The organism is Halorubrum sp. CBA1229, from assembly GCF_003721435.2.
GTDB lineage: Archaea > Halobacteriota > Halobacteria > Halobacteriales > Haloferacaceae > Halorubrum.
In genome coordinates, this window is sequence record NZ_CP054586.1 from 268,064 (window position 1) to 293,490 (window position 25,427).

A 25,427-nucleotide genomic window follows, 5' to 3' on the forward strand; every position below is an offset into this window, starting at 1 on the left:
GCCGCTGTCCGTTGACTACAGCTCCTTTTCAAAATGGACGAGCTCGTACGATCCAGCGGTTGATGTCCCTGTCTGTTCATACCCCTGCTCGGAATAGAATTCAAGCGCGGCAGACTGCCGTGTTGAAGTCGTCGCGAGAAGCGTCTCAAAGCCAGTAGCAGCCGCTCGCCGCTCTAGTTCCCTAAGAATTTGCTTGCCATACCCCCGTCGTTGATGCGTCGGGGCGACACGCATTCGGTGGAGTTCTGCGGCCCCGGGTCTGTCACGTTCGTCGCTGTGACCGGCTTGATTTGGCAGAATCCCACCCATTACGACGAGGAACCCGTCGTAGGTTGTGAGGTCAGATATTGTGTAAGCCGATTGCTCACCCTCATTTGATAGATCGCCTTGTGACTTTTCGCCGTCGACGGTGCCGACAATGAACGTTCCTCCTGTCTCAAGATACGCTGTTTCTACTGTCCGGAGATCCCTTGTTCCTGGAACGTCAGCCGGATTGACACCCGTTTCCCGTATCGCCCATTCATGAAGAGACCAAATGGCATCGTCATCCCGCGTGTCGTAGGATCGGAGCGACAATTCGTTCGATTCCACATTATTGGGTGGCGCCTGTCCCCGCTTGAAAATATGGATCGCGAATCTCGATCTGAATGCTTCGACTTAGCTGGCGACTCGTCCACCAACCCGTCATCAAGCATGTTGGGGAATACAACAGGACCTCGCCGAGCGTCAGTCGTCGGCAGCAGCAGTCTCTGCCTGCCCCTGCCAGAGGTTCGCATATGTTCCCTCGCCCGCAACCAGTTCTTCGTGCCCTCCCTGCTCGACGATCTGACCCTGATCCATTACAACAATCTCGTCTGCGTTCTGAATCGTCGACAGTCGGTGGGCAATGATGAACGCGGTTCGCTCCTCGACCAGCCGCTCAAGGCTTTCTTGAATCAATTCTTCCGTCTCCGTATCAACATCTGATGTGGCCTCATCAAAAACGATGATCTCAGGATCATTAAGCAGTGCCCGGGCGATGGCGAGACGTTGCCGCTGGCCGCCCGAGAGTTTGACACCTCGCTCGCCGACTTGCGTGTCGTACCCATTAGGAAGATCTTCGATGAACTCGTCAGCCGCGGCGGCCTCAGCCGCCCGCTCAACCCGAGCGCGGGCGCTTTTGTCAGGCCCGTCTGCCCACTCGGCCTCGAGTGTCTCGCGGTCGCCGTACGCGATATTTTCTGCGACAGTCCCCGAGAACAGGTACGGATTCTGCTCGACAATAGCGATGGCGTCCCGCAACGACTGTAAATCATACTCCCGGACGTCAGTTCCGTCAACCCGGACGGCCCCGTCATCGACATCGTGGAATCGGGGAATAAGTTTCAGGAGTGTTGACTTCCCGGCCCCGGTCGCCCCGGCAAGCCCGATCGTTGTCCCTGCCGGCACATCAAGCGAGACATCATGTAGGACCGGCTCGCGGTCCCCGTAGGCGAAGGTAACATCTTCGAACGTGACGTCCCCGTCAATCGACGCAGGGGTGTGCGGCGAGTCGGGGCTCGTAATCGTCGGTTCGCGGCCGAGCAACCCAAACACGCGCTCAGCACTCGATTTCGCAAGCTGGTACTTATTTGCTGACTTCCCGACTCGGCGCATCGGCGAGTACAGCCGCCGTAACAGGAGGAAAAAGAGCGCGAACCCGCCAAGGGTCAGCACCCCTGCCTCGCCAGGAACGCCGGTGATGATATCAGTGCCACCGATGTAGAGAACGAGGACGAACACGACGCCGGTTAACAGCCGTAGGGTCGCAAAGAATCCACGTCGGATTCGCAGCGCCGCGACCTTCTCGTCGTGGTACGCCTCGCTCTGCGCAGCGACCCGACGCTCCTCAAAACTGTACCGGTCGAACGCTTTAATCACCGCAGCGCCACCAAGGTTGTTCTCGAGTCGCGTGTTCAGTCGAGCGACGGTCTCGCGAATCGACTTATATCGAGGCTCAATCCAGGTGAGAAACTGGCTACTAGCCAATCCGATGACCGGGACCGGTGCGAGCGCGATGAGTGCCAGCTTCGGCGAGTATGTCCACAGGATGATGGCAATCCCGCCGACCGTTGCGATCACGCGGATGAGTTGCCGGAACTCCGTGTTCAGGAACTGCTCAAGCCGATTAATATCGCTGTTGAGGATCGACATCATACCGCCGGTCTGATGATCGGCGAAGAAATCCATCGAGAGCCGCTGGAGATGGTCGTACGTGTCGTTTCGCAGATCACGCTGAACCTTCTGGGCAGTCGCTTGAAGCAGATACCGGGACACAAACCGAGCGACCGACCGGACCAGATACGCGAGCACCGCGATGAGCACGAGCTGTTCGAGCACCGCGAGGCGAGCCGCTTCGCCGGTGATCTCACCCGGCGGCAGCAAGCCCACGTCGGTCAACAGGCCTGCGTCGGCCGAGCCGCGGATCGCTCGATCGATTGCAGCCGCGACGACAATCGGTGGGACCAGCCGGGCAAACCTCGTGAGAAACGCCGCAAGCACGCCGAGCGTGAGGGTCGGCCAATAGCGCTTGGCGTAGCCGAGCAAACTCACCATCGGGTGGCCGTCAACGTTCTCCCGAGCGTGTTCAAACCCGCCGTGGTCGTCTGTCACTGTGTTCGATCACGCTTTCGCGCACAAATATCCGGTGACATGGCACTGTAACCGAGCTACGATGTTCTGGAAAGCGTAGTATTTCAAGTCTCGATAAATCACCCGCATCTATGTACGACCTCACCGGCTTTCAGCGCGACCTGCTGTACTTGGTCGACGGGCTCAACGACCCCCACGGGCTCGCGATCAAAGATGAGCTCGACGAGTACTACGACCAAGAGATCCATCACGGGCGGCTCTATCCGAACCTCGACACCCTCGTCGAGAAAGGACTCATCGAAAAAAGCCAACGCGATAAGCGGACCAACGAGTACACCACCACTCGGCGCGGGACCAGAGAAATCGAAGCCCGCGTTGAGTGGGAAGACCAGTACATCAATCGCGACACGGCGGATTAACCGCCCCAACCGATTCGATAGCGATCCCAGGGCGGTACACGACCATCTCGATCACGCGGGATATTCTATTTCTCTTGGTTGGTGCCCGTCTGCGAGATCGAGCTACACGCTTGGTAGCGATGTGGCCAGATCGCTCTGTCTTCCGGCTCATGTCTGGTCGATATCGTGTCGTGGTCGCTGTTGTTAACCAACAGTTCCCCGCTCTGAACGGTTCCTCTGTTGGTTAATTATTCGCCGGGTTCGTGTACGCCGACAACTCTGGGATCCGCGTCTCTGCGATCTCACGTCGGATCTCCGTCCGATCCCAGCCGAGCGGTGCCAGCACACTCTCGACAGCTCTGACGAGTCGCGTCTCATAGTACGACGCATCGTACGACGCTATCTCCTCGTGGGCTAACGCGACCCGTGCTCGCGAGCTTTTCTCGTCGTCGACGACTACGTACTCGATATCTTGTCCCGGGTGAATAGCGAGGTCCTGCTCGCGACCCCGTTTCAACGCAGCCACGTTTTGGGTATTCTGCGTGTACCCTTCCAGCGGCTTGGAGACACGATTTCGTTCGACGAGCTGCTTGACCGGCACCGTTCCAGCGTGGAGGCGCTTGATGGCGTCCTGGAGACAGTCGAGGACGGCGTCCGGTGACCGCGTGGCATCGAGCCGGTCGAGACACTCCCGCTGGACGGCCTCGATGAACGGCGGGGTTGAGCGCTGCCGGGCTTCGATACCTCTGATCTTGAAGTCATCGCCGCCGGCGACCTTTCCGAAGTACTTCGTCAGCGCGCCGGCGTCGCTCTCGCGCTGCGGCACGAACGCCACCCAGTCGTAGTGGGCCTCGTGTTCGAGCCGAATCTCGACGCGCTCCGTGATCTCCGTCGCGAGCGTCTCGAGGTCCTCGCGGTCCTCGTCGTCGCCGTCGGGGTCCGGGGTCACCCAGATGGAGTCGACGATACCGTGGACGACGCGCCAGCCGCCAGCTTCCAGTCGCTGTTTCGCCGTCAGCAGAATCTCACGAGCGAACGCGTTGATTGCTTCGTGGCACTCGATGCGGCCGAACTTCGCGTTGCTAAACCCTTGATAGCCGAAGCAGGCGACGAGGATCCACTTCAGCGCTCCCGACCGTCCCTCGAGTTCCGCCAGACGGTCCTCGTCGGGATCGTCTCGATCCGTCTCGCGACGGATGGCCGCCTTGATCTCGTCGCGAGCGTCGATGATCGGCTGTAGCACGTCGACGAGGTACCCCCGCTCGTCGCAGATCGAGTATCCAAGGCCGGGGACGTCGTCGCGGTCGCGGTGGCAGTCACACCGGATGACGTCCGGTGAGACGTTCCGGGTACAGATGATGTTCGGGTACAACGAGGAGAAGTCGAGTTCGTGGACGTTCTCGTGGAGGCCGACCTCGGGCGCGAAGATGAAGCCGCCACGGTCGGCGTCGTGGAGCGTCCCCATCGGCTTGTAAAACTCGTGACGCCAGGAGTTCCACGGGACGAGGACACCGCGGTCGTGGGCCTCGCAAATCTGGATCGCCGTGAGGACGTTCCCGATCGACGCCCACGCGAGCTCCTGGACGGGCTTGTTCGAGCGCGACACGAGATCGAGGACGCCCTCAAGATTTGTCTCTCCGTAGAAGAACGTGTTCGACTCGTCGATGATCGCCCGCCCGGGCACGTTGTACCGCGCCGGCGAGTGACCGACGCGGCCGTAGCTCGAGTACGTCGACCGGCTCGCAAGCTGCTGGTAGCCGACGTCCGGCCACCGACTCAGCGAGAAGTCGTCGACGCCGGCGTCCGTCGCCATCTCGTACAGGGTCGGGACGATCTCGCTCGTCGAGCAAACCAAGACATCTGGATCGTGTGCGTCGAGCGCTCTCTGGACAGCCGTGAGGAGATCCGTCGGCGAGCCGATGACAGTGTCGCCGGCGACGGACAGTTCCTCGTAGACGTCGTTGCTCGTTTCGGTCACTGGGACGCTGAGCCGGAGCGTCGACAGCTCGCTCGCCGGCGTCGGATCGATGCCGGTCTCCAGACAGTACCGGAACGCTCGCGAGAAATCGACGTTGAAACAGGCGAGATCGCCGACTGGATGCTCTGATAGGTGGCGTGTCTGTCGCGCAAGCGGTGTGACGCGGTCGACGTGGTCGACGTCGACAGCGAGAGCAGACTCGCCGTCACGACGAAATCCGGACCGCCGGGATACGATCTCGGTCGCGACGACATCCGGGTGTCGTTCATATTGTGCGCGAAGTGGTGTGAGATCGATGTCGGTCTCAGAGTCACGTGCTGCGACGTAAAACCGGGGCGTGTAGTCGTCGCGGTCGGTCGCGGTTGCGCCGTCGTTGGTCGCTTCCCACTCGAGGACGCGACCATCGTCAAGGAAATCGATTGTGAACGGCATTTGTGCAAGTCACCCACCTTCCCGTCTCTACACCGGAGTCTCGCATAATCGCCGGCGTGTCTGTTCCGGATTTCAGGGAATGGAGATCGTCTTGACAGAAACAGCGTACTCTCGCGGATTCGCGCTGTTAACCCCACTTCCAGAATCGTTTCCGAGTTTGTTAGCTGAACCTCCGGTAGCGTGTTAACCAACAGAACGACCGTCTCACTGATGACTGTTGGTTAAGACTGCTGTGGACAGTCCTCCATATCTTGGATTCGGTGATCAATATACTACCCCACAGATTATTATACCGCTCTCTCGTTGGTTGGCACATAATGTCCGAGGAGCCGTCCCCGCCCCACCGAATGAGCTCGGATGGCGGCACCGACCACCGTGACGTGAACGACGTCGTCGAAGCAGAATGGATCGAGGAGACGACGCCCTTTGAACGAGTGTACGAAGTCATCTCTCGTGTGTACGATCCGCTGTCTGCAGCACAGATCGCCGAGCGTGCCCGCGTCTCATCGACCACGGCGCGAAAGCACCTGCGAACGCTCGAGAGCGCTGGTGAGGTAACGACATCTCAGGATGGTCAGACGACGCACTACCGACGGTCGGAAACGGCTATCGTCACCGAACACGCCCAGTCGCTCCTCGCGGAACGGACGCCCGAAGAGATCGCGTCCGGCATCGCTGATATGAAGGCGCAAATACAAGCGTGGCGCGAGGAATACGGTGTTGATTCACCCGAGGAATTCGCCCGAGAGCTGGATATCGACGACGCTGACAGCGACCACGGTGCGCTCCTCACAGAATGGCAAACGACGCGGCGTAACCTCGCGCTCGCACAGGCAACACTCGCGATCGGCGAAGTGAGTCAAACTGGTCACCTCACTGGCACGGATACGGACGACGATGGTAACGGCGATACATCCGTCGTCGTATGAGTGACGACGGAGACCCCACTCCCCATACTCAGCCAGACGAGCAGTCTGAGGTGTTTGGTCCTATCGACGCCGGGGCACTACGGGAAATCCGAGACCTGTTTGTGGACCTCGAACCGCTGGTCCGGACCGCGTCGTTAGACGACCCGCTGAATCCACAGACACTTTCGGTTGAACTATCTGACGGCGTCGGAGCGGCGTCAACCGCGCGGATAGACGTCCGGTGGAGTCTCACCGGGAACTACGCCGCACACTACACAGATGCCCGAGACCGGAATTTTCGGTTCGACTGCCACCCGAAACCTGACGCGCCGCGCCGCCACTTCCATCCACCCCCTGATGCGCCGAGCCGTCCCGTTGACCCATCCTGTATTGCTGTGTCTGAGACCAGCCTTGTGACGCGCGCGATTCTCCAACGGTGGCGATACGCCTACACGAATGGAACATTCGAGGGACTCAACGACGCAGAAAACCCACCGTGATATCTTTCTCACCGTTCACGACAAGGAGGACGCCACGTTGATCGAGTCACTGGCTACCCATCACCGGATCGAGCGATTTCATCGAAAAGTCTGATTTTGAGCAGTACCGTTCTGCAACGGCCATTAGCGCTCGTGTACGCCGAATATCGGCGATGTTATGCAGTACGACCGCTTCGAAATCACCGGTCTGCCACGCGTTGACGGCTTCGCTACTTTCTTCAAATGGATCGACTGTGCTGTGGCCGGACGCCACGAGCTCGTCATACACTCCAGTGAGGCTGTTCTCGCTCGTATTGAACCGTGAGGCGAAGACCTCCATCACGTCGATGTACGGCAGCTCGGCGAACGGCCACTCGCGTTCGTGATGACTCAACCGCGTTCGAAGAAATGGCAGATCAAACCCGCCCTTCCAGGTTTCCCCGTTGTAGGCTACGAGTTTGACGTCTCGCTGTGCGATCGTGGTGTCGACGAACGTCTTGACGGCGTCCAACAGCGCGCCCTCATCATCATGAACAGAGAGCGTCACTGGTGTGGTGAGATGGTCGTTCACGTGCTGTTCGATATCTGTAGCACACGGACTGCCGTCTGTATTGAGGAACACTCGCGAGCCAATCTCGGCGTCGAAGCCGACAACGGTCAGCTGGTCAGTCGTCGAAAATCCCGTCGTCTCGATGTCGAATGCGATCGTGGCGAGTGTACTCATTCGGGTGGCTCGCTGGCTTCTTCATCGGGGAACTGCTCATCGGTGCTCTGTTCGTTGAGCCGGCGTTCGAGCGCTTCGAGGCGTTCCTCGTGGTCTTCCAATTTAGCCTCCTGTTCGAGATCGATGCTGAACAGTGCCGGCAGCAGCGGGTTCTGGTGGTTCAACAGCCCGCTCGCGTCGGCGTGCTCGCGGGCGTACTCGAACAGCTGGTCAAATCGTGGCTGGTCGCGACGCCGCAGTGCCCGCCGGAACTCCGCCCAGCGCTCTTCGATGGCCCGCAGTGCATCCCGGTAGGTTGGGTTCGTCCGCCCCATCGCTATTGACCTCCTGTATCGCTCGCCGTCCACGCATCGAGCAAGGGGTCGGCGGTGGCCGCCACCGTCTCACCGTCAGCGGTGACGCTCGTCCCGACGCCCTCCGGGGTCGGCGTCGACGGCGCCGGCGTCGTCGGTTCCACGCCGACCTGCGTGGCGCGTGCCGCGAGCAGCTGCCGCCAGTACGCGAACGTCGTCTGGTAGTACGCGCCGTCGTCGACGGGGTAGACGAGCGTCTCGACGTCCTCGCCGACGACCCGTGGCCCCATCCGGGTCTGCTCACATTCCAGATGGTGGTCGGCGACCGTCGCAATTGGTTCGGTGAATTCGTTTCGTTCGTTTCGCGTAACGAGCACCGGGATGTCGTACCCCTCGGCGTAGGTCCCTAACCGAGCAAGGGTGCGGGCCTGGAGGGTTTTTGCGTGGGTTTCGCCGAGGGTATCGTCGGCGCGGTACTGGGTGTCGACGGCCGGCGCGACGATGAGCGACGGGGTGTGTGAAGACGAGTCTTCGCTTTGACCCGATGACTGTCGACCGGATGTGCCGGTGACAGCGGTCGATTTCTGGATGACTTGGTTTACTGCCGTCGGGAGATCATCGACAGCGCCGTAGTGCTGGTACGCGGTAAATCCCCGTGCGACGTGGATCCGGTCGAGCAACCGCTGGCTCGGTGTGATCTGAGCCAGCGTCGTCGTCGTCGCGTGGCCGTTCGCATCAACCCAGAAGGTGGGGCCATCGTGTACCAGGAGATGGTCAAGTACGAGCGACTGGAGGATTGGGACGCCACGGCCGCCGTCTATGTCGAGCAGCGTGATGCCGTCGTCGAGTGACGGTAGGAGCATTTCTTCTGTGGTTGGGTCGGCTTGCTCTGCCAGGCCCAGATTGCGGTCTGCGCCCCGTGTCGGCTTGTCGGCCGCCATTCGGTTCGATGGTGGGTGGTCTCCCATACTCGATAACTAGTCACGCTCTCAATAAGCGACGGCGCGGTGCTTCCGGACTTCCAGAAAGGACTTTACAAAACGTCAATTCGGACTCTGTCACCGGATCTTGAGGAGTGGTCGACTGTTTCCAAGACTCTTTCCGAGGTGGCCGTCACCCTTGATCGTCGGATTAACCAACATTTCGGTATGTCCCGGCAGATTGTTGGTTGATTTAGCTATTCTTATTGTACCGACCCCGTCGATGATATCTGTAGATATGATATTCTAGAATATGATTATTCAGAATATTTTCATCAGGCACGACAGAAGCCACGGGAGCTCCGACTGGAACAGCTCGTCGAAGCTGCGGCCGACACGGTTCCTGGTCTCGAAGACATTTGTCCTGATTGTTGCCCGCGACCCAGGAAACGCATCATACCGGTCAGCCTCGACAGAGACACTCGTGTGACACCCGTGTCATATCGATGAGGTGCCGGTGGATGTCGTCGGCGAGCCGGTACATTGCCTCAGCCTGTTCCTTCGTTGCGATACCAAGTCTGTAATAGGTCTTCGTTCGGTTTCGGTTCCACAGCTCGGCAAGCTCCTCTCCGAACGCGTCGTCGTAGAGGCCGATCTCGGCACCACGTTGGTAGAGCCGGCGGTGGCTACTGATGACCTCCGCTGCGGACATGGCCCCATCGTGAATCAACCGGAACTGGATAGTGCGCTCGATGGCGACGAACGCCGACTCAATTACGACCGTGTAGTACCCTTGCTCGAGGAGATTCGATCCGACCTCCAGCAGCCGGCAGGCACGGCGAAGTTGGACCAACTCCGCATCGTCGACGTCCAATCCCTCCTCGATCGTTCCGGGACTGCCCTCGAAGGTTCGCTCGGCTTCCCCCAATTGGTCTCGGATATCGTCATTCATCGGCATACACCTCGGTTCGGAGTTCGGAGAGTTGGTCGGACCCGACCAACGTGATCCCGTCGTCGAACTGCGGGCGAAGTTGATCACCGATTCGTTGGACGCTGTCCGTCGATTCGACAAGCGGCTGGAACGTGTACCGATTCCCTTCGAACCGTTGGTCTTCGAGATCGCTAACAACCGTCTGGACAGTCCGGCGAGCTGCCGTTCGGTCTTCGTCGACGATCACCAATAGGTCGATGTCGCTGGCCCTATCTGCCTCGCCCCGAGCGACGCTTCCGAACAGGACGACCCCGACTAATCCATCCAACTCGTCCTGAAGTCGTTGTAGAAATGCCTGAACTGGTTGGTGGAACTCACTCTGTGGGATCGAGAGAATTGGATCTGGTTTTGTGAGCCGTTCACGGTTGATCTGGACCTGCTGAGTCCGCCCGTCTGGTGCGATCTCGATGACATCGAGCTCGGAAAGTAATGTGACCGCTTTTGAGATCGTTCCCTTATTTGCCCCGGTGAGGCTTGCGAGTTCGCTCATCGAGTACGTCGCATACGGCTGATCTATGAGAACGTTGAGAACGTCTTGCATTGCTTGGTATCGAAATACCCGATCCTCCGGAAACGGATAGCGTAGCTCTATTGAGATCGACTCTTTCCTATTAGGCATATGATTCCTATTAGGAAACAGTATGAAAACTCTGGTGGTGAACTGGCCAAATTACGAAACCGGCGACGCAGCCGCTGAGTCGACGAGCGAGTACTCCCGGTCCCGACTCGTCCCTTCTGCCTCAATCAGATTGTACTGGGCCATCTTCGAGAGATATGTTCGAACGGTGCGCTTCGTTCGGGGCTCATCAACTTCCGCAGTGTAGCGGCTGTGAATTTCACTTGGGGCGAGCGGACCGTGATCGCGAACGATATCGTACACGACCCGCTGGTGTGGCGTGAGCGAATCGAGGCTCTTCTGTTTAATCTGTGCCTTGGCGTCGTCAGCCGCATCGGCGAGAATCTCAGTCGTAATCCGATCGTGGTTCTCCCGCGCAGCCGTGCTGGCTGCGCTGCGAAGCATCCCGATAGCCAGACGGGCATCACCAGCGGCGGCATCAGCGATCTGATAAAGCTGCTCGTCGGTAATGACGCTGTTTTCAAGCCCCCATTTCGTTCGAGCGCTCAGAATGTCGTAGAGTTGCTCGTTGTGGTACTTGTCCATCCGGACGTGCTCGCTGGAGCGCAGCCGACTCACCAGCCGGTCGTCAACGCGGCTGAACAGCTCTTCTTCTTTGTTCGCGATACAGATCACCGCGAACTGCTCCATGCTGTGGAGGTCGTAGATGAGGCTCGGGTCTTCGAGTTGATCGACCTCGTCGAGGATGACGACGGTTCGAGGACCGTCGTACTGTTGGAGCCGATCAATGAGCTCGTCGTGGGGTGTCGACTGCCGATGAATGTCTATCGTCGCACCGATGTCGTCGAGGATCTGGTACAGTGTCCGGAAGCGGCTGTAGTTTCGCCAGCAGTTGACGTAGGTGGCCTCGACGTCGAGCACTTCCTCGCGGAGCCGTTCAGTGACGAACTTCGAGACACAGGTTTTACCGACACCGCTCGGGCCGGTGACGATGGCCGTGTCAGCTGGCTCGCCGTTCGTGATCGGCTCGAGAACGCTTGAGAGGTGGTTGACTTCGGCGTCGCGATGCTCGACTTCTCGAGGGACGAACCCAGCGCGGAGGACGCGAGCATCACGGATCATCGGTCGTGGGTAGTTATTCTCAGCGTGAGTGATATAAGTGTGACCGGGGAGATTCCGGAAACGCTCTGATCGCAGTGGTATCTTCACCTCGATTGCCCCGCCGTCTCTCGATTCTGATTGTGTAACCACACTGCTTCCGGAAACGTCCAGAAACCCAGTCTACGGTGTAGAGCTCGCTCTATACAGATCACAGTAGTTCGAGCCGGCTGGACCTCATGGAGAGCACTGTCTGACGTGCTCATCGAGATCGCTAGGTCGTAGATACAGACAGACAGCTTTAGCTCTGGTTGCCTGCGTCAAATACGGCGGCAAAGTCCTCGAGAAGCTCCTGAGGTGATTGCTCATCACCCTGAGACGGAAGTGGTGCTTCCCAGCAGTCGATCTGGAGTGTGTGTGCATTCGATACCGGCTCCGGGTCGGTTACTATATTAAAGATACCGGTATGATAGATAGCAAGTAGTCGCTGATCATGAACACCGACATAATCGATACCAGCCCGATCTAGGACTGCCGGAATGTCAGTGGGCTCAGATAGCGAGACAGAGGCGCTTGGAGACGCCGAGTCGCTCATATCTTAGTTTGGTCCATCGCACGGATAAAGACCCGTCTCAGGAAAGGCCGCACTCTCGACGATTAACCAACAGTAGCGGGATTTTGTTGGTTAAATCTTGATGACATCTAACTCGATCAGTTGCTGAAACAGACGACCGAACGCTGACTCAGTAGAGGACATATCTCCCGATTACCGGCGACTTAGTGTAATTATACGGGCTTTCCGCGTTTCTACATAAGAGCGAATCATCTGCGCCGGTAGTTCCGGTGACGATGGCGGTGTTGGCGGGTTTCCCGTTCATGGTAGAATCGAGGACGTTGGAGGGGTGGTTGATTTCAGCGTCGCGATGCTCGAGGTATCAGAGATCATCTGTCGCACACCCCTCGTTGCCGCTGTAAACATCTCCCGGGAAATGGTATGGTGGCTCGAAAGAGATGGACCCCTCGTTGCCGCTGTAAAACCACCGTAGAGCGGTGTATTTATGGAAAATATCCACCTGCCCGCTCACACGTTCTACTATCAACACCACATCGACCAGTAATTTTATACCAAAGCGTGTTGTTTGCTACCGTACCACGCTTTTGGCATACTGAGAGGCCATGTTGTTTTGGCGTCGAAGACCTGAACCGTATGTTTCACCGTCATGGTGTTTTCCCCCAACTCACGTAGCTGACCGGCTCTCGCTCGACTTTCTCCGAATCACCCGCAATTTCATCTGGAGGTCACACATCATTCGTGTTTACAGCGGCAACGAGGGGTGTGAGACCACCTCGATACTACTCTTAGAGCGGCAATACGCAGCCCGTTATAAGACTAGAATTCTCAAAAAGAGTTTTGAAAAGAATTTATAATGTGAAACAAACGGGATATCTACTGTGAGCGGACAACGGGAGATAATATAGGTAGCTCTCACACCCCATATTCGATATGAAATCGGAGATTGACGTAGTAGTAAGATGACTCTCACACACCGTCTTCGATATGAATTTGGTTCTTCCACAGAGAAAATTGCTCTAAACCTAATTTGTACGGTCTAATACAGCAGTATTCGTGTTTTGTTCGAGCATTTCATCTCGAAGAACCTGCTGCCACTCCTCACGATGAAATCTCGTTGACGGGCTCGGACACAGTGTTTTTGTATTTCATTTCGATGACGGGGTGTGTGGACGGGGACAATTTCCGGACTAAATGACTTCATATCGACTGAGGGGTGCTCACTTCGAAGAAGATCTACCGCGGCCAGGACTCTGAGATGAGATTTCATGATATGAAAGAAGCAGGAAATTCATTTCGACGGAGGGGTGTTCATATCGACATAGCTCCCTTCATTTCGACTCAGCCCCCTTCATTTCGACAAAGGTTATTAGCGGTTAGATCACAATGACCACTATGGAAGGCGACGAAACCGACTCGGGGCAGCCAGATACCGAGTCTGGTGGGTCACAAGAGTCCGGATCATCTGTCGTGGATAGCATCCTCGATGGCGACGTACAGACTGTTTGTCAACAACCCCACCCTACTTCGCTCACCCTGACGGGTTCGCTCGTTGAGGGAGGGGCTTGTCCGTGAGCTCGGCCTCGAACCCGTCCGGGTGGGCGGTGAATCCGCCACTCGGCGTCACCGTTCCAGACTTGAGGGCGAGTTGACTGTCGCCCGTCCGCCGAGACGACTGTTGGCCTCGATGGACGTACCGCATCCCGATGTTCTTCGCCGCATTGTAATCCGCGTTCGCTTCCGACTCACACTTCACGCACCGGAAATCCGTGCGAGTTCGGCGATTCTCCTCAGCTGTGAATCCACACTCGGCACACCGCTGTGACGTGTACGCCGAACCCACTTGCTTCACAGAGATGCCGACTGCTTCGGCTTTGTACTCCACTTGCTCGTACAGCGTTCGGAACGCCCACTTGTGCCCCCACGACGCACCCGTTCGGTCGCGGATGTCAGTCAAGTCCTCGAACGCAATTACGTCGCACTTGTATCGAAGTGCTTCATCCACAATCGCGTTCGACACTTGGTGAACCACGTCACGAACGTATCGTAGTTCGCGTCCACTTGATTGTTCGAGCGTTCTGTGGGCGCTTCGCGTGCCTGTCTGTTGGAGTCCTGCACGGACTTTCTCGAACTCGCGGAGGTTATGAGAGAATTCGCGCCCGTTGACGAATCGTGCTGTGCTGGTGACGGCGAGGTTTTCAATACCGAGGTCGACCCCGAGAACCGTTCCGTCCTCGGCGGTGTCTCGCTCGGTGTCGGTCTTGGGTCGGCGGAAGCTAATGTGCAAAAAGTAGTCACCGTCACGAGCAGTGAGCGTGCTTTCCGTGACGCTCCAGTGGTCGGAGTCGAGATACTGCCGTTGGTAGCCATCCTCGGCTTCAGGGAGCGCAAGGTCACATCGGACGCGACTCTCCGTCGTGGAGAGTGACACTGTATCGTCATCGAACAGCGTCATCGTTCGAGTGTCGTAAGTTATCGTGGGTGCGGTGAACGTCGGCTTACTGACCTGTTTGCCGTTCGAGCGGCGTTCGAGACAGCCAGTGATGGCTTGAGCTGCTTGGTGTGTGGCGAGAATCGCGTGCTGACTCCCGAGGTCGGTGTGTTCGCGCACGTCGTCGTAAGCGAGGGGCTGTACGTCGCTTTTCGCGTTACAGTTGCCCCACGCCATGTCCGTGGTGAGTTGGCACCCGCGCTTCCACTCGGAGATCGTCTCTTCGAGGAGGTCGCGTTGCTCGTCCGTAACCTCAAGACGAGTGATTGCCGTCCGACGCACGTAGTCGTCTGCCACATATATAATGTATATAGAAGGATACATATAAGTAGTGTTTATGACTGATACGAACGCGCTCCTCCTCTCCCTACTCACTCCCTTCGGTCGCTCCTTGAGGAAGGGGACTCCGCGCTACCGCTTCAGTTGAAAACAAGGACCTCGTTGACTCGAGTACGATTGTCGATCAGGATCGGATCTACGGCCGGGACGAGCAACTCGCTGCCGAAGCTCGGGCGTTTCGGGATACTCTCGATGGTGAGCGACCGCCGGATCTGCTTTTGTACGGTCCCAGTGGAACAGGCAAGACCTTGACGGTGAAAGCCGTCGCGAACAAAGTCAAAGAACGAGCTCAGGAGAGCGGTATTGAGTTCGACTTTGTGGCAGTCAATTTCAAAACGATGGAGTCCCACACGCTCGACCGCGCCGTGTGGAAGCTAGGCCACCAGACGGCACGGAAAGCGGGCGTGGTTTGGGATGTCCCTCGGTCGGGTGTCTCGACCGATATGAAATACACCCGGCTCTACGAGATCGTCGACGATCACTTCGACTCACTCGTGTTCATCCTCGACGAGATCGACGCGCTGACCGGCAGTACGGGCGCAGACGAGCCGGCCTACTCTCGACTGCTCTATAGTTTGAGCCGAGTCATGTCGGAACAGCATGTTGATACACAGCTGTCAACGGTGGTTGTCACTAACTACCCGAAGTTCCGCGAGAACCTGGACAGCCGGACTGACAGCTCTTACAACCCGAACGGGATTCACTTCTCCGATTACGACGCCAACGAGCTCATCGAAATTCTCGAACGACGTCGAGATGCGTTTAAAGACGACGCCCTCGAAGACGGAGTAATCGAGATCGTGGCTGCGTACGGTGCTCAAAACGAAGGTGACGCGCGTCGCGCGATCGATCTGCTCCGTGATGCTGGAGAGATCGCGAACCGGGCGGGCGACCCGGTGGTGACGCAGGACCACGTCAGATCGGCAAACGACTCTGTGGTGAAGAATCGGGTCCTCGAGATCGTTGGCGGGATGTCTGTCCAAAAGAAACTATCTCTGTACGCTGCCGCACTTGTCGCGAAAGAGAATGAAGGAGCGGCTCCGAGCCCCGTGGTGTACGACATCTACAAAATTCTCTGTGAGGGAAGCGACATGGAAATATACACACAAGAAACAGTCAACAGCCACATCAACAAGGCCGGAACGTACGGTGTTCTGGAAAGCGAACGGGTCAGTGGTGGATTCAAATCGGGTGTCCACTTGGTTTTCAAGTTCACCGAGCCCGTTGGGGCTGTTCTAGATACATTGAGCGAAGACGAGCGACTCCAAGAGATTCCTTCGAAAGAACTTGGGGAGGTCGTGAAGAGACGGTTGCGGGATTAGTAGTCCGGTCCGCACAGCCAGTTCGTGCTTTTTATCAACCGGCTGTTTCAGATGTCGTGCGATATAGTTCGAGGTCCTCGTTATTGAGATATCGACTCAGTTGATTATCTAGTTCTCACCCATCCAGATGAAGACCACATCGAAGATCTCCCCGAATTTTTGTCTTACTACTCACCCGAAGTGATTGCTCGTCGTGACGTGGCAGATGAGTACATGAATAGGAGTCCCATCGGGTACATCGATACAAACAGACCTGCCGGGAACAGCGAGTGAAACGGACTCACGAGCTCAGCGAACATCGGCAGCGAGAGTGCAAAGACAGTCACGGCCGCGAGAGCTCCGGTGATCGCCTCTAACAGCCGCCAAACGGCACCGTCATCGGAACCGACATTACGCTTTGAGGCATGCTGCGTCTCAGTTTTATTGGTGTGCTCATACATACCACTTGTTGAATATAATAATCAATCATTATAAATATATCGGCCAACGATCCGTCGTGTTACGTTAAGCAGGAGGCGGGACGAAAAAGCATCTGCTACTACAGCAGAATAACCATTTACGCATACAGTTATATTTCTTGATTAATTGGGAGTAAATCGGATCCGTGCGGCTGTTCATAACTGGTTACAGAAAACGGATTTACAGGTCGTTAGCGGTGGGATCTCGGAACGCGTTGCGGTCGATCAGAAACCCGAACCAACGGTGGGCCGTACTCGCTGTACGCTGCTGTCGATCCAGAAACCAAAACGGCCATCCATTAACGGCTGTTTTCAACGTATATAATCGATCATACGAGCGTTTCTTTCTAGATTAGCAGAGAACCACGGACGACGCGCTGTTTCTCGTCGATGGTGCCGACGATCTGATCGGTGGACTCCGCTAGGAGAACTACAGCTACCGCGTTGAACAACCGGATTCAGAAATGCTGCCAAACATATAACCAGAAAAATAGAATAGCAAAAGTATTTGTTTGCAAACTAATTATTCCGTCGACTCACCGACCACGGAAACGTGGTTATAAGCCCGCTCCGTCTGGTAATGTCGTAGCCAAGCTGACAAGACGTGAACAGGTTCGTCACGAAACTACGCGGCTACTTGCGACTCCGCTCAGAAGATGTGATGGTTGAGAAGGGTCTCAGAGCGCGAGCGGGTAGCGACGCGCGTCAGGCCGTTCTCGGTGCGACTACCGTTTGGAATCTCCACTTATCGGGTTCGAACTTCTATCAATTATCGGCTCTGTGCTGCAATCGACTTGCTGGGCGTTTCTTCAGTTACGAAGTCGAAGCCGCGCTCCTCCATCTCCTCGAGGTACCGTTCCGCGTCGAGACCACTGGTCTCGGTAATGAAGATGCCGTCCTCATCGATGGCACCGTCAGCCATGAGTTGGAGCGTGACGGACAGCGGGACGCCGACGTAGCAGCCGTACTCGCGCATCACGGTGATCTCGTCGACGTCGAAGAACGGAGACGGTTGCTCTAAGTGGAAGACGGCACGGTCGTCCTGGCCGTCTACGGTTCCGGTTACCTCCGCCGAAAGGATGGTCTGAGGCGTCCACTCCGTCTCGGGTGACAGGTCTTCGGGCGGCTTCCACTGCGTTTCGAGCTCCAGTCCCTGGTTCTTCACCTGCTGTTGCATGACCTCGATGGGGTCGACCTCCGCTCCGTCGACCTCGAGGCTGTCCGTCTCGAACGCGTTCGACGCGTGGAGGGTCCGCTCGTAGCGTTTCCATTCCTCGTGCCACGCACCGCGCGTAATGATACTGTCGACGTTCTTCGCTTGAGCGACCGGGGCCTTCGGGAAGGTGACCGGTTCGGGGTGGGAGATGACGTACGTATCCTCTTCGCCGATCGGGTCCGGGAACTCGAACGTCCGCTGTTCGCTGAACGCCGGGAGATCGTTGATAACCTCGCCGTCTTCCCACTTCGCTCGCTCGTCGACGTCGGGGTCGTGTTCGTAGGTGACCGTGTCCGTGAGTCCCGGCGTCGTCTGGGTGAGGAGGCGCCACATCCCCCAGTAGAAGTTGACGTCCTCGACGTCGTCGAACCGTTCACAGGCAGCCATTCCGAGCGCGATAGTGCTTACGAGGCCTCCGTTAGCGAACCAGAGGGAGTTCCCCGCCTCGGCGAACTCTTCGGACCGGTCGAGTACCTCCTCGAAGTCGAACGCGTTCAGATCGACGCCCGTGAGGTTGCCCACCTCTTGCATCGCATCGAGGACGTTCTCCTCGAACGGGTACGGCAAGCCGTTGACGACGTAGTCGGCGCCCTCGAGAACACGCACGATATCGTCCGTGTCGGTCGCGTCGACCGATTCGAACCGAAATCGATCGTCGTCGATGACCTCGAGGAGGCGACGCGCGTTTTCTTCGTCAGCGTCGGCCACGACGATTTCGTCGAAGTCGCTCGTCTGATGGAGGTCGTAGACGCAGCCCGCTGCCATCGCTCCTGAACCGCCTAGTACGACAGTTTTGCTACTCATATAGCAGTTTAGCATTTTGGCCGAACCGGCTTAAAACTAGGGGAAAATGCGGAATAATTCGGTCGTTACCCGCCGCGTTTCTGTGCAGCGGTTGCTCGCGACTGTCTTCCTCCCGGAATCTCTTTGTGGATCGAATCGAACATCGGAGTATGGTTATTGTGGCAGCCATTGACGATTCGGAGCGAGCAGCACCCGTTCTCCAAGAAGCACAGACGATAGCGACCAATTTCGACGAAGCGGTACACGCGGTTCACGTCCTCCAACGGTCCGAACTCGTCAAAGTCCTCGAGAAAGACATCGAAGGACAGGATCTGACCGATAATTATGAGGTACAACAAATCGGTGAGAACATCGTGTCCCGGGCGACGGGCGAGTCGACGCTGCCAGAACCCACTGTCTCGGTCCGCGTCGGCGACCCAGCAGCCGAGATCTCGGCGTACGCTGAGGAGCAGGATGCGCGCTACGTCGTTATCGGTGGACGGCAGCGGTCACCGACCGGGAAGGCGCTGTTCGGAAGCGTCACACAGGACGTGATGTTCGAATCGCCTACGCCGGTCGTTAACGTCGCTCTCGACTGATCCGTAACGTCGCTCTCGGCTCATTCTTACGGAACGGCTGGTGGTCCATGCACGATCGCCGGTGAGGTGGTCGTACTGAGGAAAGATACTGCCGACTTGTAGTCTCGAGAACGGACCGGGAGAAATCGTCGGGTGAACCGAACTTCAGTCGTCGGAACCACCCGCCCAGGCGGGACGGCGATCCGAGAGATAATCGACGACCGTCTGCTGATCCTCGCTCTCGCGGTCGGCTTTCTTGTGGCGTTCGGTCAACAAGACGGGACGAGTCCGCTCGAGTTCGATGGTGAGTCCGATGAAACACAGCCCGATGACGAACGCGATCGGGAACCCGAGCAGGACGACGAAGTTCTGGAGCGCCTCGAGTCCGCCGGTGATGAGCAGCAGCGAGGAGAGCAAGCCCACGAGTCCGCCCCAGAGGACGCGATTGATCGTCGACGGATGCTCGCTCCCGTCCGTGGTGAACATCGCGAGACTCAGCGTCGTCGAGTCGACGGTCGTGATGAGGAACGTGAGGACGAGAAGCAAGTAGGCGGCGGCGAAGATGCCGCCGAAGGGCATGAGCGTCTCGAACAGCGGGAACGCGGCGACTTCGCGTCCTTGCTCGAACACGATGGAGAGCAGATCGACGGTGCCCCTCGTTTGGACCCACAGCGACGACCCGCCCATGACGATGAACCAGGGGAACGAGGCTGCGGTGGTTCCGATGAGTCCCGCAAAGACGACTTGCCGGATCGTTCGACCGCGACAGATCCGCGTGATGAAGATACCAATCATCGGCGCGAACGAGAACCACCAGGCCCAGTAGAAGACGGTCCAGCTACCGACCCACTCGGCGCCGTTCGCCGAGTTCGAATAGAGACTCATGTCGACGAAGCTGTTGATGTACCCGCCGAGCGCCTCCGTTCCGGTGTTGAGCAGGAACGATGTCGGACCGAACACGAACGCGACCGCGAGGAGGAACAGGAATAGATACATGTTGAACGTCGAGACGCGACGGATGCCGCGTTTGACACCCAGAGCTGCGGAAATGGTGAACCCGACGGTCAGGCCGACGGTCACCAGTATTGTTCCGAGATTTCCGACCTCGACGCCGTAGTTGTAGGAGATCCCGCCGAGGAACTGAGTGACGACGAACCCGAGCGAGACGGCGACGCCGCCAACTGAGACGATGACCATCAAGAGGTCGAGCGGCTTCACCCATTTCTTGTCGAGATTCTCGACGCCGATGAAGGGGGCGAACACGGTTGACGGTTTGATCGGAGCGCCCTTACGGTGGACGTAGTAGGCAATCGTCACACCGACGATCAGGTACGCTGACCACGGGGAGATACCCCAGTGGAGCATCGTATACTGGATCGCGTCGGGGACAGCAGCGGCGCTCTCGGCTTCGGCACCGAAATACGGCGGCCCCGAAGAGTAGTGGAACAGCGCTTCGGCCGGGCCGTAGAAGACCAGCCCGGTCGAGAGGCCCGCGGAGAACAGCATCGCGAGGAACGAGGTGTACGAGAATTCCGGTTCCTCGTCGGGTCCGCCGAGCTTGATTTTCCCCCACGGTCCGACCAGCAGCCACAGGCAGAACGCGACGGCGAGGAACATCGCCCAGAGGAACACCCATCCGAGTTCGCTCCAGAGGAACGTATTCGCGTTCGTGAGGAACTCCCCCGCTGCACCCGGACGGGCGGCGATGTAGCCGATCGCGATGATGGTCGCGATCGCTCCGCCGAGAAAGACGAACGGGTCAATCTCGTCGCGGAGGGCAGCGATGGCGCTCTCCGAATCTGCGCTCATAGGTAGACCACAACCGTTCCCTGTTCGACTTCCACGTCGTACGTCTCGACCGGCGGTTCGTCCCCCTCCAAGTCGGCACCACACCCTTCACAGCCGCCGTCGGCGACGGTGTCCTCACATTCGGACGGTTCGACCCGCGTCTCGAACGTTTTGGCTTTCACCTTGTGCGGGTTGAAAACCGACTCGCCCGTCGTGACGTCGAACTCCCACCCGTGCCACGGGCAGCGAACGACCTGTCCCGGCCGAACCCACTCGTACTCGCCGGGGCTGTCCGATTCCGTGGTGCCGCCGAGTTTCCCCTCACAGAGCGGTGCGCGCTGGTGCGGGCAGTCGTTTTTCATCGCGTGGTACTCCCCGTCGACGTTGAAAACGCCGACCGAGAATCCGTCGAGGTCGACGATGAGCCGCTCGCCGGCGTCGAATTCGGCAGCCGGACAGATCTCGAATCGTTTTTTCGTCATTGGAATCACTTCAGTTTGCTTCCGTCCGTCGGGAGATCCCACAACTCGGCCGCGTTCTCGTGTTTGATCGCTTGCTCCATGTCGTCGTCCATTGGCGGCAGCCCCCACGTAGGATCGTCACCGTCCCAGTGTGGATAGTCCGACGCGTAGATGAGCATCTCGTCCGCGTGCATCATCTCGAGGATGTAGTCGTGGAACTCCGGCTGCTCGGGCTCCTCGACGGGCTGGCTGGCGAACCAGACGTTGTTTCGGATGTAGTGGCTCGGCTTCTCCTCCAACCACGGGACCTGCGAGCGGAGCCCCTTCCAGTTCTTATCAAGCCGCCACATGAAGTGGGGGACCCACCCGTAACCGCCCTCGATGAACGCCCACCGCAGGTCGGGATACTCGACGAGGACGCCCTCGGTGACGATCGAGGCGAGCTGTCCCATGTAGTACGAGCCGAGGAGCGTGTGCCACTCGATGTAATTGTTCGGATGGCCGGCACCGGTCGGCGGGTTGCTCGTTCCGTGCCCTTCCGAGAACGGGTGGACCGCCATGGCGAGGTTCTGTTCTTCGGCGGCCTCGTACATCGGCCAGTACTGGGGCCGACCGTACGGCACTTCGGCTCCGCCGGGCAGCATCACCTGACGGATCTGTGGGTGGTCGCCGTATTCGCGGATGAGCTCCGCGGCTTTCTCTGGCGCCTTCGGTGCGACGTACATCGATCCGATAAACCGGTCGTCGACCGGAAGAACGTCGTTCACCAACCACTCGTTGTGCGCCCGAGCGAGCTCGTGCGCGTAATCGCGGTGAGGCAGTGCCGCGAGGTTGAACCACGAGTTCCCGGTCAACATCGCGTAGTCGATGTCGTGCTTATCTAGGTGATCGTCGCAGATCTTTTGAAGATCGGTTCCCGGTTTGTTCCCGTCCTCCGTCTTCTCGTCTTGCCGGAGGAACTCCCCGGGGTTTCGGTACAGCAGCTCTGGGAGCACTAGCCCATCGTCTCTGTAGCGGTCCGGAAGGTATTGGGCGATCGCTTCGTCGTCCGCCCACCGCTGGTGGACATCCGCGTCGACTAGCGTTAGTTCCGACTCCGATCGACGGTCTTGTCTCGTCCCCTGGGTATCTTGTGCCATGCTCTACACAGACATACACTGACTCCCCCTAATAACTCTTTCCTCATCTTGAATAGCGAAAGTAGCCATAGAGCGCTTCTAGAGTGGCTATTCGCCAGAAGAGCGGAACCTTCATGATTTAAAAAACGGGCGCTAAATTCGGTATTATCGAATGAACCAGCACGAACATGATCAATAGTTATGGATATATCTTCGCTTCCTCGATTTGGGCCGCTTGCTCCGATCACTATATTCGACAATTCCGAATGTATATGTGCGATGGCCCTGATAGCAAGGGTATGGATGACGAAGCTAACCGTCCGATCAAGGCGTTACTGACGATGGACGATATCGTGGCGGCACTCCAGAAAGACGGTGAGCGTGGTGTGACCTCGATCGCAGAGACGATCGACAGACCGGCGAGCATTGTTCACGACTACCTGAGCACGCTTCAGCAATTGGGGTACGTGGTACAGAACGAGGACAACGGTGCGTACGAACTCAGCTTCCGGTATTTGGAACTCGGGGGATCCGTTCGCGACGACGTCACGCTTTACAACGTAGCGAAGCCGGAAGTGAATGCCCTCGCCGAAAAAACCAGCAGCGAATTCGTCACGCTGTCCGTCGAACAGAACGGAATGTGCGTCGCGCTCGATGTCGTTCAGAACGATCTCAGCATCTCGTACGACTTTACCGACGGGACGCACTTTCACATGCACGCCTCTGCCGTCGGCAAAGCGTTCCTCGCACAGTACTCCGACAACCGCGTAACCGAGATACTCGACCGACACGGAATGCCCGCACACACGGAAAACACGGTCACGGAGCGTGACGAACTCGAAGAACGGTTCGAACGGATCCGCGAGAGCGGCATCTCCTTCGACCACGAAGAATACAGGATGGGGATGGCGTCGGTCTCGACGGTGATCAAGGATTCAACCGGTGGCGTTCTCGGCGGCCTCAGTATCACCGGCCCTGCGCACCGCTTGCGAGAACCCGATGTCGAAGAGGAGTTTCGAAAGGAGCTCCTCTCGGCCAGAAATATAATCGAACTAAACTACAGTTCGAGTGATGCGACCAGCTAAATCGAGTCGCCCCCGCGGAAATACTCTCGGAGATCGACCCGCTGATCGGTCGTTCTGTCATCTCAAACGACCTTCAGAGCCACTGATAGGGCGATTCAGGTTCTCTTCGGTCGAATCAGTATCGAGTCGGGTGTTCGTCACCGAACCTGATTCGATTGAGCGGCACAGTAATAGATAGTGTGCTGGTTACATCCTTCAGTGTTCTGTCTACCAGAACAAAGAATTGTCGGTCGCTCTGGGCACCGTCGGTATTACAGTCGTACTACTGTAATCCCTTTCCCAAATTCCGCACGGCAAATCGCTTGGTCAGGAGAGAATACGCACGAAAGGAACGCTCAGAGAAACGTTCCTGTCCCACAGAACGGAACGGTCAGATAGTACTGCCCTCCACACGAACGCATGAGCAATCGTCACGGAACTCGAATTAAACCGGAGAAGGGAGTACTGACAGCACTACGGTAGCAGAAACAAAAATAATGCAAGCGTTCTGTCGTACAAAACAGTTTTGAGCTAATTACAAGTGCACCCGGTGAGTACGCTTCGTCCATGGACCGCACAAATGCCCCTGTCGAATCGATTACCACCCTCTTATCAGTGGTAGAATACCTAGAGCAGGCGGATAAGGCCGGTGTGACCGAAATTTCCGATTCGGTCGGTGTTTCGAAAAGCACCGTGCACAACCATCTGACAACGCTTCGCGAACGCGGGTATGTCGTAAATGAGGACGGTCGATATCGACTCGGGCTCCGTTTCCTTCGCATCGGCGAGACGACACGGATGCAGACGGACCTGTTCGAGATAGCGCGACCGCAAATCGAATCCCTCGTCGAAGGGCTGGACGTAGTTGGTAATCTGAGTGCCGAAGAGCATGGTGAAGGAGTCTACCTGTACCGATCTCGCGGAAGCGACGACGTTCGCTTTTCGACGCGGGCCGGCGAGAGACATGACTTACACTGTACGGCTACCGGTAAATCGATTCTCGCTCACGCTTCGTCAGATCGGCTCGAGACATTACTCGAATCGATGGACCTAGTCGGCTACACTGAGAACACTATCACCGAACGCGAAAAGCTACTGGACGAACTCAAACGGGTTCGTGATCGCGGCGTCGCGTTCGACGAAGAGGAGTATGGTCCCGGGCTCCGATGCGTCGGAGTACCGGTGTTCGGTTCCGACGACGCAGTAATCGGCGCGATTAGTCTCTCGGGGCCCGCAGCCGACATGAAAGGAGAATGGTATCGTGAAACCCTTCGGGACCGATTACTCGTGACGAAGAACCGAATCGAAGTGAATCTTCGAGATTACTAACACTCATAGTACCGTTTTTAATGAGGATACCTACAAAATATATATATGTAGGATCGATCAAAAGACGTCTGATGGCACCATTCCATTACGAGTGTACGAACTGCGGCACAGAGATGGATTACAGGACAACAAAGCATAATGGCTGTCCGAGTTGCGGATTCATACCGCTCCATAGCGCAGACTGAAGCGACTGAGAGGTGGCGACGAGCCGCGGCAGGAGGCCGTTGTGAATCGTCGTGGGATATGCAGCCAGGTCGTCGCAGTTAGCGAGACACAGCAAGACATTTTTACAGCCTCCCAGCTTCGCGCACGGCGACCCCGAGCGTGTACTTGAGCGGTAAAACGGCGGTCACAGACAGCTTCGGGACGGTACCGTCGGCTCAGTACTTTTCACCGAGATTGCGACCGGAGAGTTGGCAGCCCGGCTAGGTGTACTGACTGTCCTGGAGCGGACGGTGATCGACGGACACACTCGCGTCACTGTATCGGCGGTGCCGACCG

Annotated in this window: 22 protein-coding genes and 2 pseudogenes; 7 read left to right on the forward strand and 17 right to left on the reverse strand. The window is 57.6% G+C overall.

From position 1 onward, the window contains the following. Positions 1-15: 15 nt before the first annotated feature. Together Hrr1229_RS17555 and Hrr1229_RS17560 are read right to left on the reverse strand one after the other, a co-directional pair. Positions 16-591 (reverse strand): GNAT family N-acetyltransferase, encoded by a 576-nt coding sequence (locus tag Hrr1229_RS17555; RefSeq protein ID WP_123114988.1) that lies wholly within the window; start codon positions 589-591, stop codon positions 16-18. Between the two features lie 135 nt (positions 592-726). Beyond that, positions 727-2,631: an ABC transporter ATP-binding protein gene (locus tag Hrr1229_RS17560; protein WP_123114989.1), complete on the reverse strand. Its 1,905-nt coding sequence runs from the start codon at positions 2,629-2,631 to the stop codon at positions 727-729. Between the two features lie 110 nt (positions 2,632-2,741). Here Hrr1229_RS17560 and Hrr1229_RS17565 point away from each other — a divergent pair, with 110 nt between their 5' ends. After that, positions 2,742-3,029 (forward strand): helix-turn-helix transcriptional regulator, encoded by a 288-nt coding sequence (locus tag Hrr1229_RS17565; protein WP_123114990.1) that lies wholly within the window; start codon positions 2,742-2,744, stop codon positions 3,027-3,029. A 223-nt stretch (positions 3,030-3,252) separates the two neighbouring features. Here the strand turns inward: Hrr1229_RS17565 and Hrr1229_RS17570 are convergent, their stop codons facing one another. Next, positions 3,253-5,418, reverse strand: coding sequence for a type B DNA-directed DNA polymerase (locus Hrr1229_RS17570; protein WP_123114991.1), 2,166 nt, complete (start codon positions 5,416-5,418; stop codon positions 3,253-3,255). A gap of 380 nt (positions 5,419-5,798) precedes the next feature. On the opposite strand from Hrr1229_RS17570, the gene Hrr1229_RS17575 reads away from it, so the two are divergent. Both Hrr1229_RS17575 and Hrr1229_RS17580 read left to right on the forward strand, forming a co-directional pair. Next, complete coding sequence (locus Hrr1229_RS17575) at positions 5,799-6,347, forward strand: winged helix-turn-helix domain-containing protein (protein ID WP_123115207.1); 549 nt, start codon at positions 5,799-5,801, stop codon at positions 6,345-6,347. Next, complete coding sequence (locus tag Hrr1229_RS17580) at positions 6,344-6,826, forward strand: hypothetical protein (RefSeq protein ID WP_123114992.1); 483 nt, start codon at positions 6,344-6,346, stop codon at positions 6,824-6,826. The genes Hrr1229_RS17575 and Hrr1229_RS17580 overlap by 4 nt, the downstream gene beginning before the upstream one ends. A gap of 46 nt (positions 6,827-6,872) precedes the next feature. Here Hrr1229_RS17580 and Hrr1229_RS17585 read toward each other — a convergent pair whose 3' ends face one another. The 9 genes and pseudogenes from Hrr1229_RS17585 to Hrr1229_RS17620 all read right to left on the reverse strand — a co-directional run bounded on the left by Hrr1229_RS17585 (position 6,873) and on the right by Hrr1229_RS17620 (position 14,767). Further along, entirely contained in the window at positions 6,873-7,529 is a 657-nt protein-coding gene (locus Hrr1229_RS17585; protein ID WP_123114993.1) for a ribonuclease H-like domain-containing protein, read from the reverse strand. Next, complete coding sequence (locus tag Hrr1229_RS17590) at positions 7,526-7,843, reverse strand: hypothetical protein (protein WP_123114994.1); 318 nt, start codon at positions 7,841-7,843, stop codon at positions 7,526-7,528. Before Hrr1229_RS17590 ends, Hrr1229_RS17585 begins: the two co-directional genes overlap by 4 nt. A 2-nt stretch (positions 7,844-7,845) precedes the next feature. Beyond that, positions 7,846-8,790, reverse strand: a complete 945-nt coding sequence (locus Hrr1229_RS17595) for a hypothetical protein (RefSeq protein WP_123114995.1) — start codon at positions 8,788-8,790, stop codon at positions 7,846-7,848. Positions 8,791-9,205: 415 nt separating this feature from the next. After that, on the reverse strand, positions 9,206-9,694 hold the full coding sequence (locus tag Hrr1229_RS17600) for a hypothetical protein (RefSeq protein ID WP_123114996.1): 489 nt from the start codon (positions 9,692-9,694) through the stop codon (positions 9,206-9,208). After that, a complete protein-coding gene (locus Hrr1229_RS17605) occupies positions 9,687-10,274 on the reverse strand; it encodes a nucleotidyltransferase domain-containing protein (protein ID WP_123115208.1) in 588 nt (195 codons plus the stop codon). Before Hrr1229_RS17605 ends, Hrr1229_RS17600 begins: the two co-directional genes overlap by 8 nt. A gap of 129 nt (positions 10,275-10,403) precedes the next feature. Next, on the reverse strand, positions 10,404-11,432 hold the full coding sequence (locus Hrr1229_RS17610) for a Cdc6/Cdc18 family protein (RefSeq protein ID WP_123114997.1): 1,029 nt from the start codon (positions 11,430-11,432) through the stop codon (positions 10,404-10,406). 277 nt (positions 11,433-11,709) lie between these two features. Continuing rightward, entirely contained in the window at positions 11,710-12,003 is a 294-nt protein-coding gene (locus tag Hrr1229_RS17615; protein ID WP_148041780.1) for a hypothetical protein, read from the reverse strand. A 232-nt stretch (positions 12,004-12,235) separates the two neighbouring features. Then, positions 12,236-12,340 (reverse strand): annotated as a pseudogene (locus Hrr1229_RS18340) (AAA family ATPase); the annotation flags it as partial. Between the two features lie 1,170 nt (positions 12,341-13,510). Beyond that, positions 13,511-14,767: an RNA-guided endonuclease TnpB family protein gene (locus tag Hrr1229_RS17620; RefSeq protein ID WP_123114998.1), complete on the reverse strand. Its 1,257-nt coding sequence runs from the start codon at positions 14,765-14,767 to the stop codon at positions 13,511-13,513. Between the two features lie 128 nt (positions 14,768-14,895). Between Hrr1229_RS17620 and Hrr1229_RS17625 the strand changes: the two are divergent. Continuing rightward, positions 14,896-16,131, forward strand: a pseudogene (locus Hrr1229_RS17625) (AAA family ATPase); the annotation flags it as partial. Positions 16,132-16,298: 167 nt separating this feature from the next. Here Hrr1229_RS17625 and Hrr1229_RS18345 read toward each other — a convergent pair. Together Hrr1229_RS18345 and Hrr1229_RS17635 are read right to left on the reverse strand one after the other, a co-directional pair. Then, on the reverse strand, positions 16,299-16,571 hold the full coding sequence (locus tag Hrr1229_RS18345; RefSeq protein WP_255212607.1) for a hypothetical protein: 273 nt from the start codon (positions 16,569-16,571) through the stop codon (positions 16,299-16,301). 787 nt (positions 16,572-17,358) lie between these two features. Continuing rightward, entirely contained in the window at positions 17,359-18,609 is a 1,251-nt protein-coding gene (locus Hrr1229_RS17635; RefSeq protein ID WP_123115000.1) for a saccharopine dehydrogenase NADP-binding domain-containing protein, read from the reverse strand. 149 nt (positions 18,610-18,758) lie between these two features. On the opposite strand from Hrr1229_RS17635, the gene Hrr1229_RS17640 reads away from it, so the two are divergent. After that, a complete protein-coding gene (locus Hrr1229_RS17640) occupies positions 18,759-19,187 on the forward strand; it encodes a universal stress protein (RefSeq protein ID WP_123115001.1) in 429 nt (142 codons plus the stop codon). A 144-nt stretch (positions 19,188-19,331) separates the two neighbouring features. Here the strand turns inward: Hrr1229_RS17640 and Hrr1229_RS17645 are convergent, their stop codons facing one another. Genes Hrr1229_RS17645 through Hrr1229_RS17655 form a run of 3 tightly spaced genes read right to left on the reverse strand, consistent with a single transcriptional unit; the run spans position 19,332 to position 22,554 of the window. After that, a complete protein-coding gene (locus Hrr1229_RS17645; protein WP_123115002.1) occupies positions 19,332-20,975 on the reverse strand; it encodes a BCCT family transporter in 1,644 nt (547 codons plus the stop codon). Further along, positions 20,972-21,436 carry a Rieske (2Fe-2S) protein gene (locus Hrr1229_RS17650; protein ID WP_123115003.1) on the reverse strand — a complete coding sequence of 155 codons (465 nt, stop codon included), beginning with the start codon at positions 21,434-21,436 and terminating at the stop codon, positions 20,972-20,974. The genes Hrr1229_RS17645 and Hrr1229_RS17650 overlap by 4 nt, the downstream gene beginning before the upstream one ends. A 5-nt stretch (positions 21,437-21,441) precedes the next feature. Further along, entirely contained in the window at positions 21,442-22,554 is a 1,113-nt protein-coding gene (locus tag Hrr1229_RS17655) for an amidohydrolase family protein (RefSeq protein ID WP_123115004.1), read from the reverse strand. A gap of 278 nt (positions 22,555-22,832) precedes the next feature. On the opposite strand from Hrr1229_RS17655, the gene Hrr1229_RS17660 reads away from it, so the two are divergent. Together Hrr1229_RS17660 and Hrr1229_RS17665 are read left to right on the forward strand one after the other, a co-directional pair. Next, positions 22,833-23,618 (forward strand): IclR family transcriptional regulator, encoded by a 786-nt coding sequence (locus Hrr1229_RS17660; protein WP_158606094.1) that lies wholly within the window; start codon positions 22,833-22,835, stop codon positions 23,616-23,618. Positions 23,619-24,164: 546 nt separating this feature from the next. Next, positions 24,165-24,926 (forward strand): IclR family transcriptional regulator, encoded by a 762-nt coding sequence (locus tag Hrr1229_RS17665; RefSeq protein WP_123115006.1) that lies wholly within the window; start codon positions 24,165-24,167, stop codon positions 24,924-24,926. Positions 24,927-25,427 lie beyond the last annotated feature (501 nt).

Coding starts and splice junctions, on each gene's coding strand:
- Hrr1229_RS17665 (WP_123115006.1), top strand. CDS start 24,165: ATGGACCGCACAAATGCCCCTGTCGAATCGATTACCACCCTCTTATCA.
- Hrr1229_RS17585 (WP_123114993.1), bottom strand. CDS start 7,529: ATGAGTACACTCGCCACGATCGCATTCGACATCGAGACGACGGGATTT.
- Hrr1229_RS17605 (WP_123115208.1), bottom strand. CDS start 10,274: ATGCAAGACGTTCTCAACGTTCTCATAGATCAGCCGTATGCGACGTAC.
- Hrr1229_RS17640 (WP_123115001.1), top strand. CDS start 18,759: ATGGTTATTGTGGCAGCCATTGACGATTCGGAGCGAGCAGCACCCGTT.
- Hrr1229_RS17655 (WP_123115004.1), bottom strand. CDS start 22,554: ATGGCACAAGATACCCAGGGGACGAGACAAGACCGTCGATCGGAGTCG.
- Hrr1229_RS17660 (WP_158606094.1), top strand. CDS start 22,833: ATGGATGACGAAGCTAACCGTCCGATCAAGGCGTTACTGACGATGGAC.
- Hrr1229_RS17600 (WP_123114996.1), bottom strand. CDS start 9,694: ATGAATGACGATATCCGAGACCAATTGGGGGAAGCCGAGCGAACCTTC.
- Hrr1229_RS17565 (WP_123114990.1), top strand. CDS start 2,742: ATGTACGACCTCACCGGCTTTCAGCGCGACCTGCTGTACTTGGTCGAC.
- Hrr1229_RS17570 (WP_123114991.1), bottom strand. CDS start 5,418: ATGCCGTTCACAATCGATTTCCTTGACGATGGTCGCGTCCTCGAGTGG.
- Hrr1229_RS17635 (WP_123115000.1), bottom strand. CDS start 18,609: ATGAGTAGCAAAACTGTCGTACTAGGCGGTTCAGGAGCGATGGCAGCG.
- Hrr1229_RS17615 (WP_148041780.1), bottom strand. CDS start 12,003: ATGAGCGACTCGGCGTCTCCAAGCGCCTCTGTCTCGCTATCTGAGCCC.
- Hrr1229_RS17580 (WP_123114992.1), top strand. CDS start 6,344: ATGAGTGACGACGGAGACCCCACTCCCCATACTCAGCCAGACGAGCAG.
- Hrr1229_RS17650 (WP_123115003.1), bottom strand. CDS start 21,436: ATGACGAAAAAACGATTCGAGATCTGTCCGGCTGCCGAATTCGACGCC.
- Hrr1229_RS17645 (WP_123115002.1), bottom strand. CDS start 20,975: ATGAGCGCAGATTCGGAGAGCGCCATCGCTGCCCTCCGCGACGAGATT.
- Hrr1229_RS17590 (WP_123114994.1), bottom strand. CDS start 7,843: ATGGGGCGGACGAACCCAACCTACCGGGATGCACTGCGGGCCATCGAA.
- Hrr1229_RS17595 (WP_123114995.1), bottom strand. CDS start 8,790: ATGGGAGACCACCCACCATCGAACCGAATGGCGGCCGACAAGCCGACA.
- Hrr1229_RS18345 (WP_255212607.1), bottom strand. CDS start 16,571: ATGTATGAGCACACCAATAAAACTGAGACGCAGCATGCCTCAAAGCGT.
- Hrr1229_RS17610 (WP_123114997.1), bottom strand. CDS start 11,432: ATGATCCGTGATGCTCGCGTCCTCCGCGCTGGGTTCGTCCCTCGAGAA.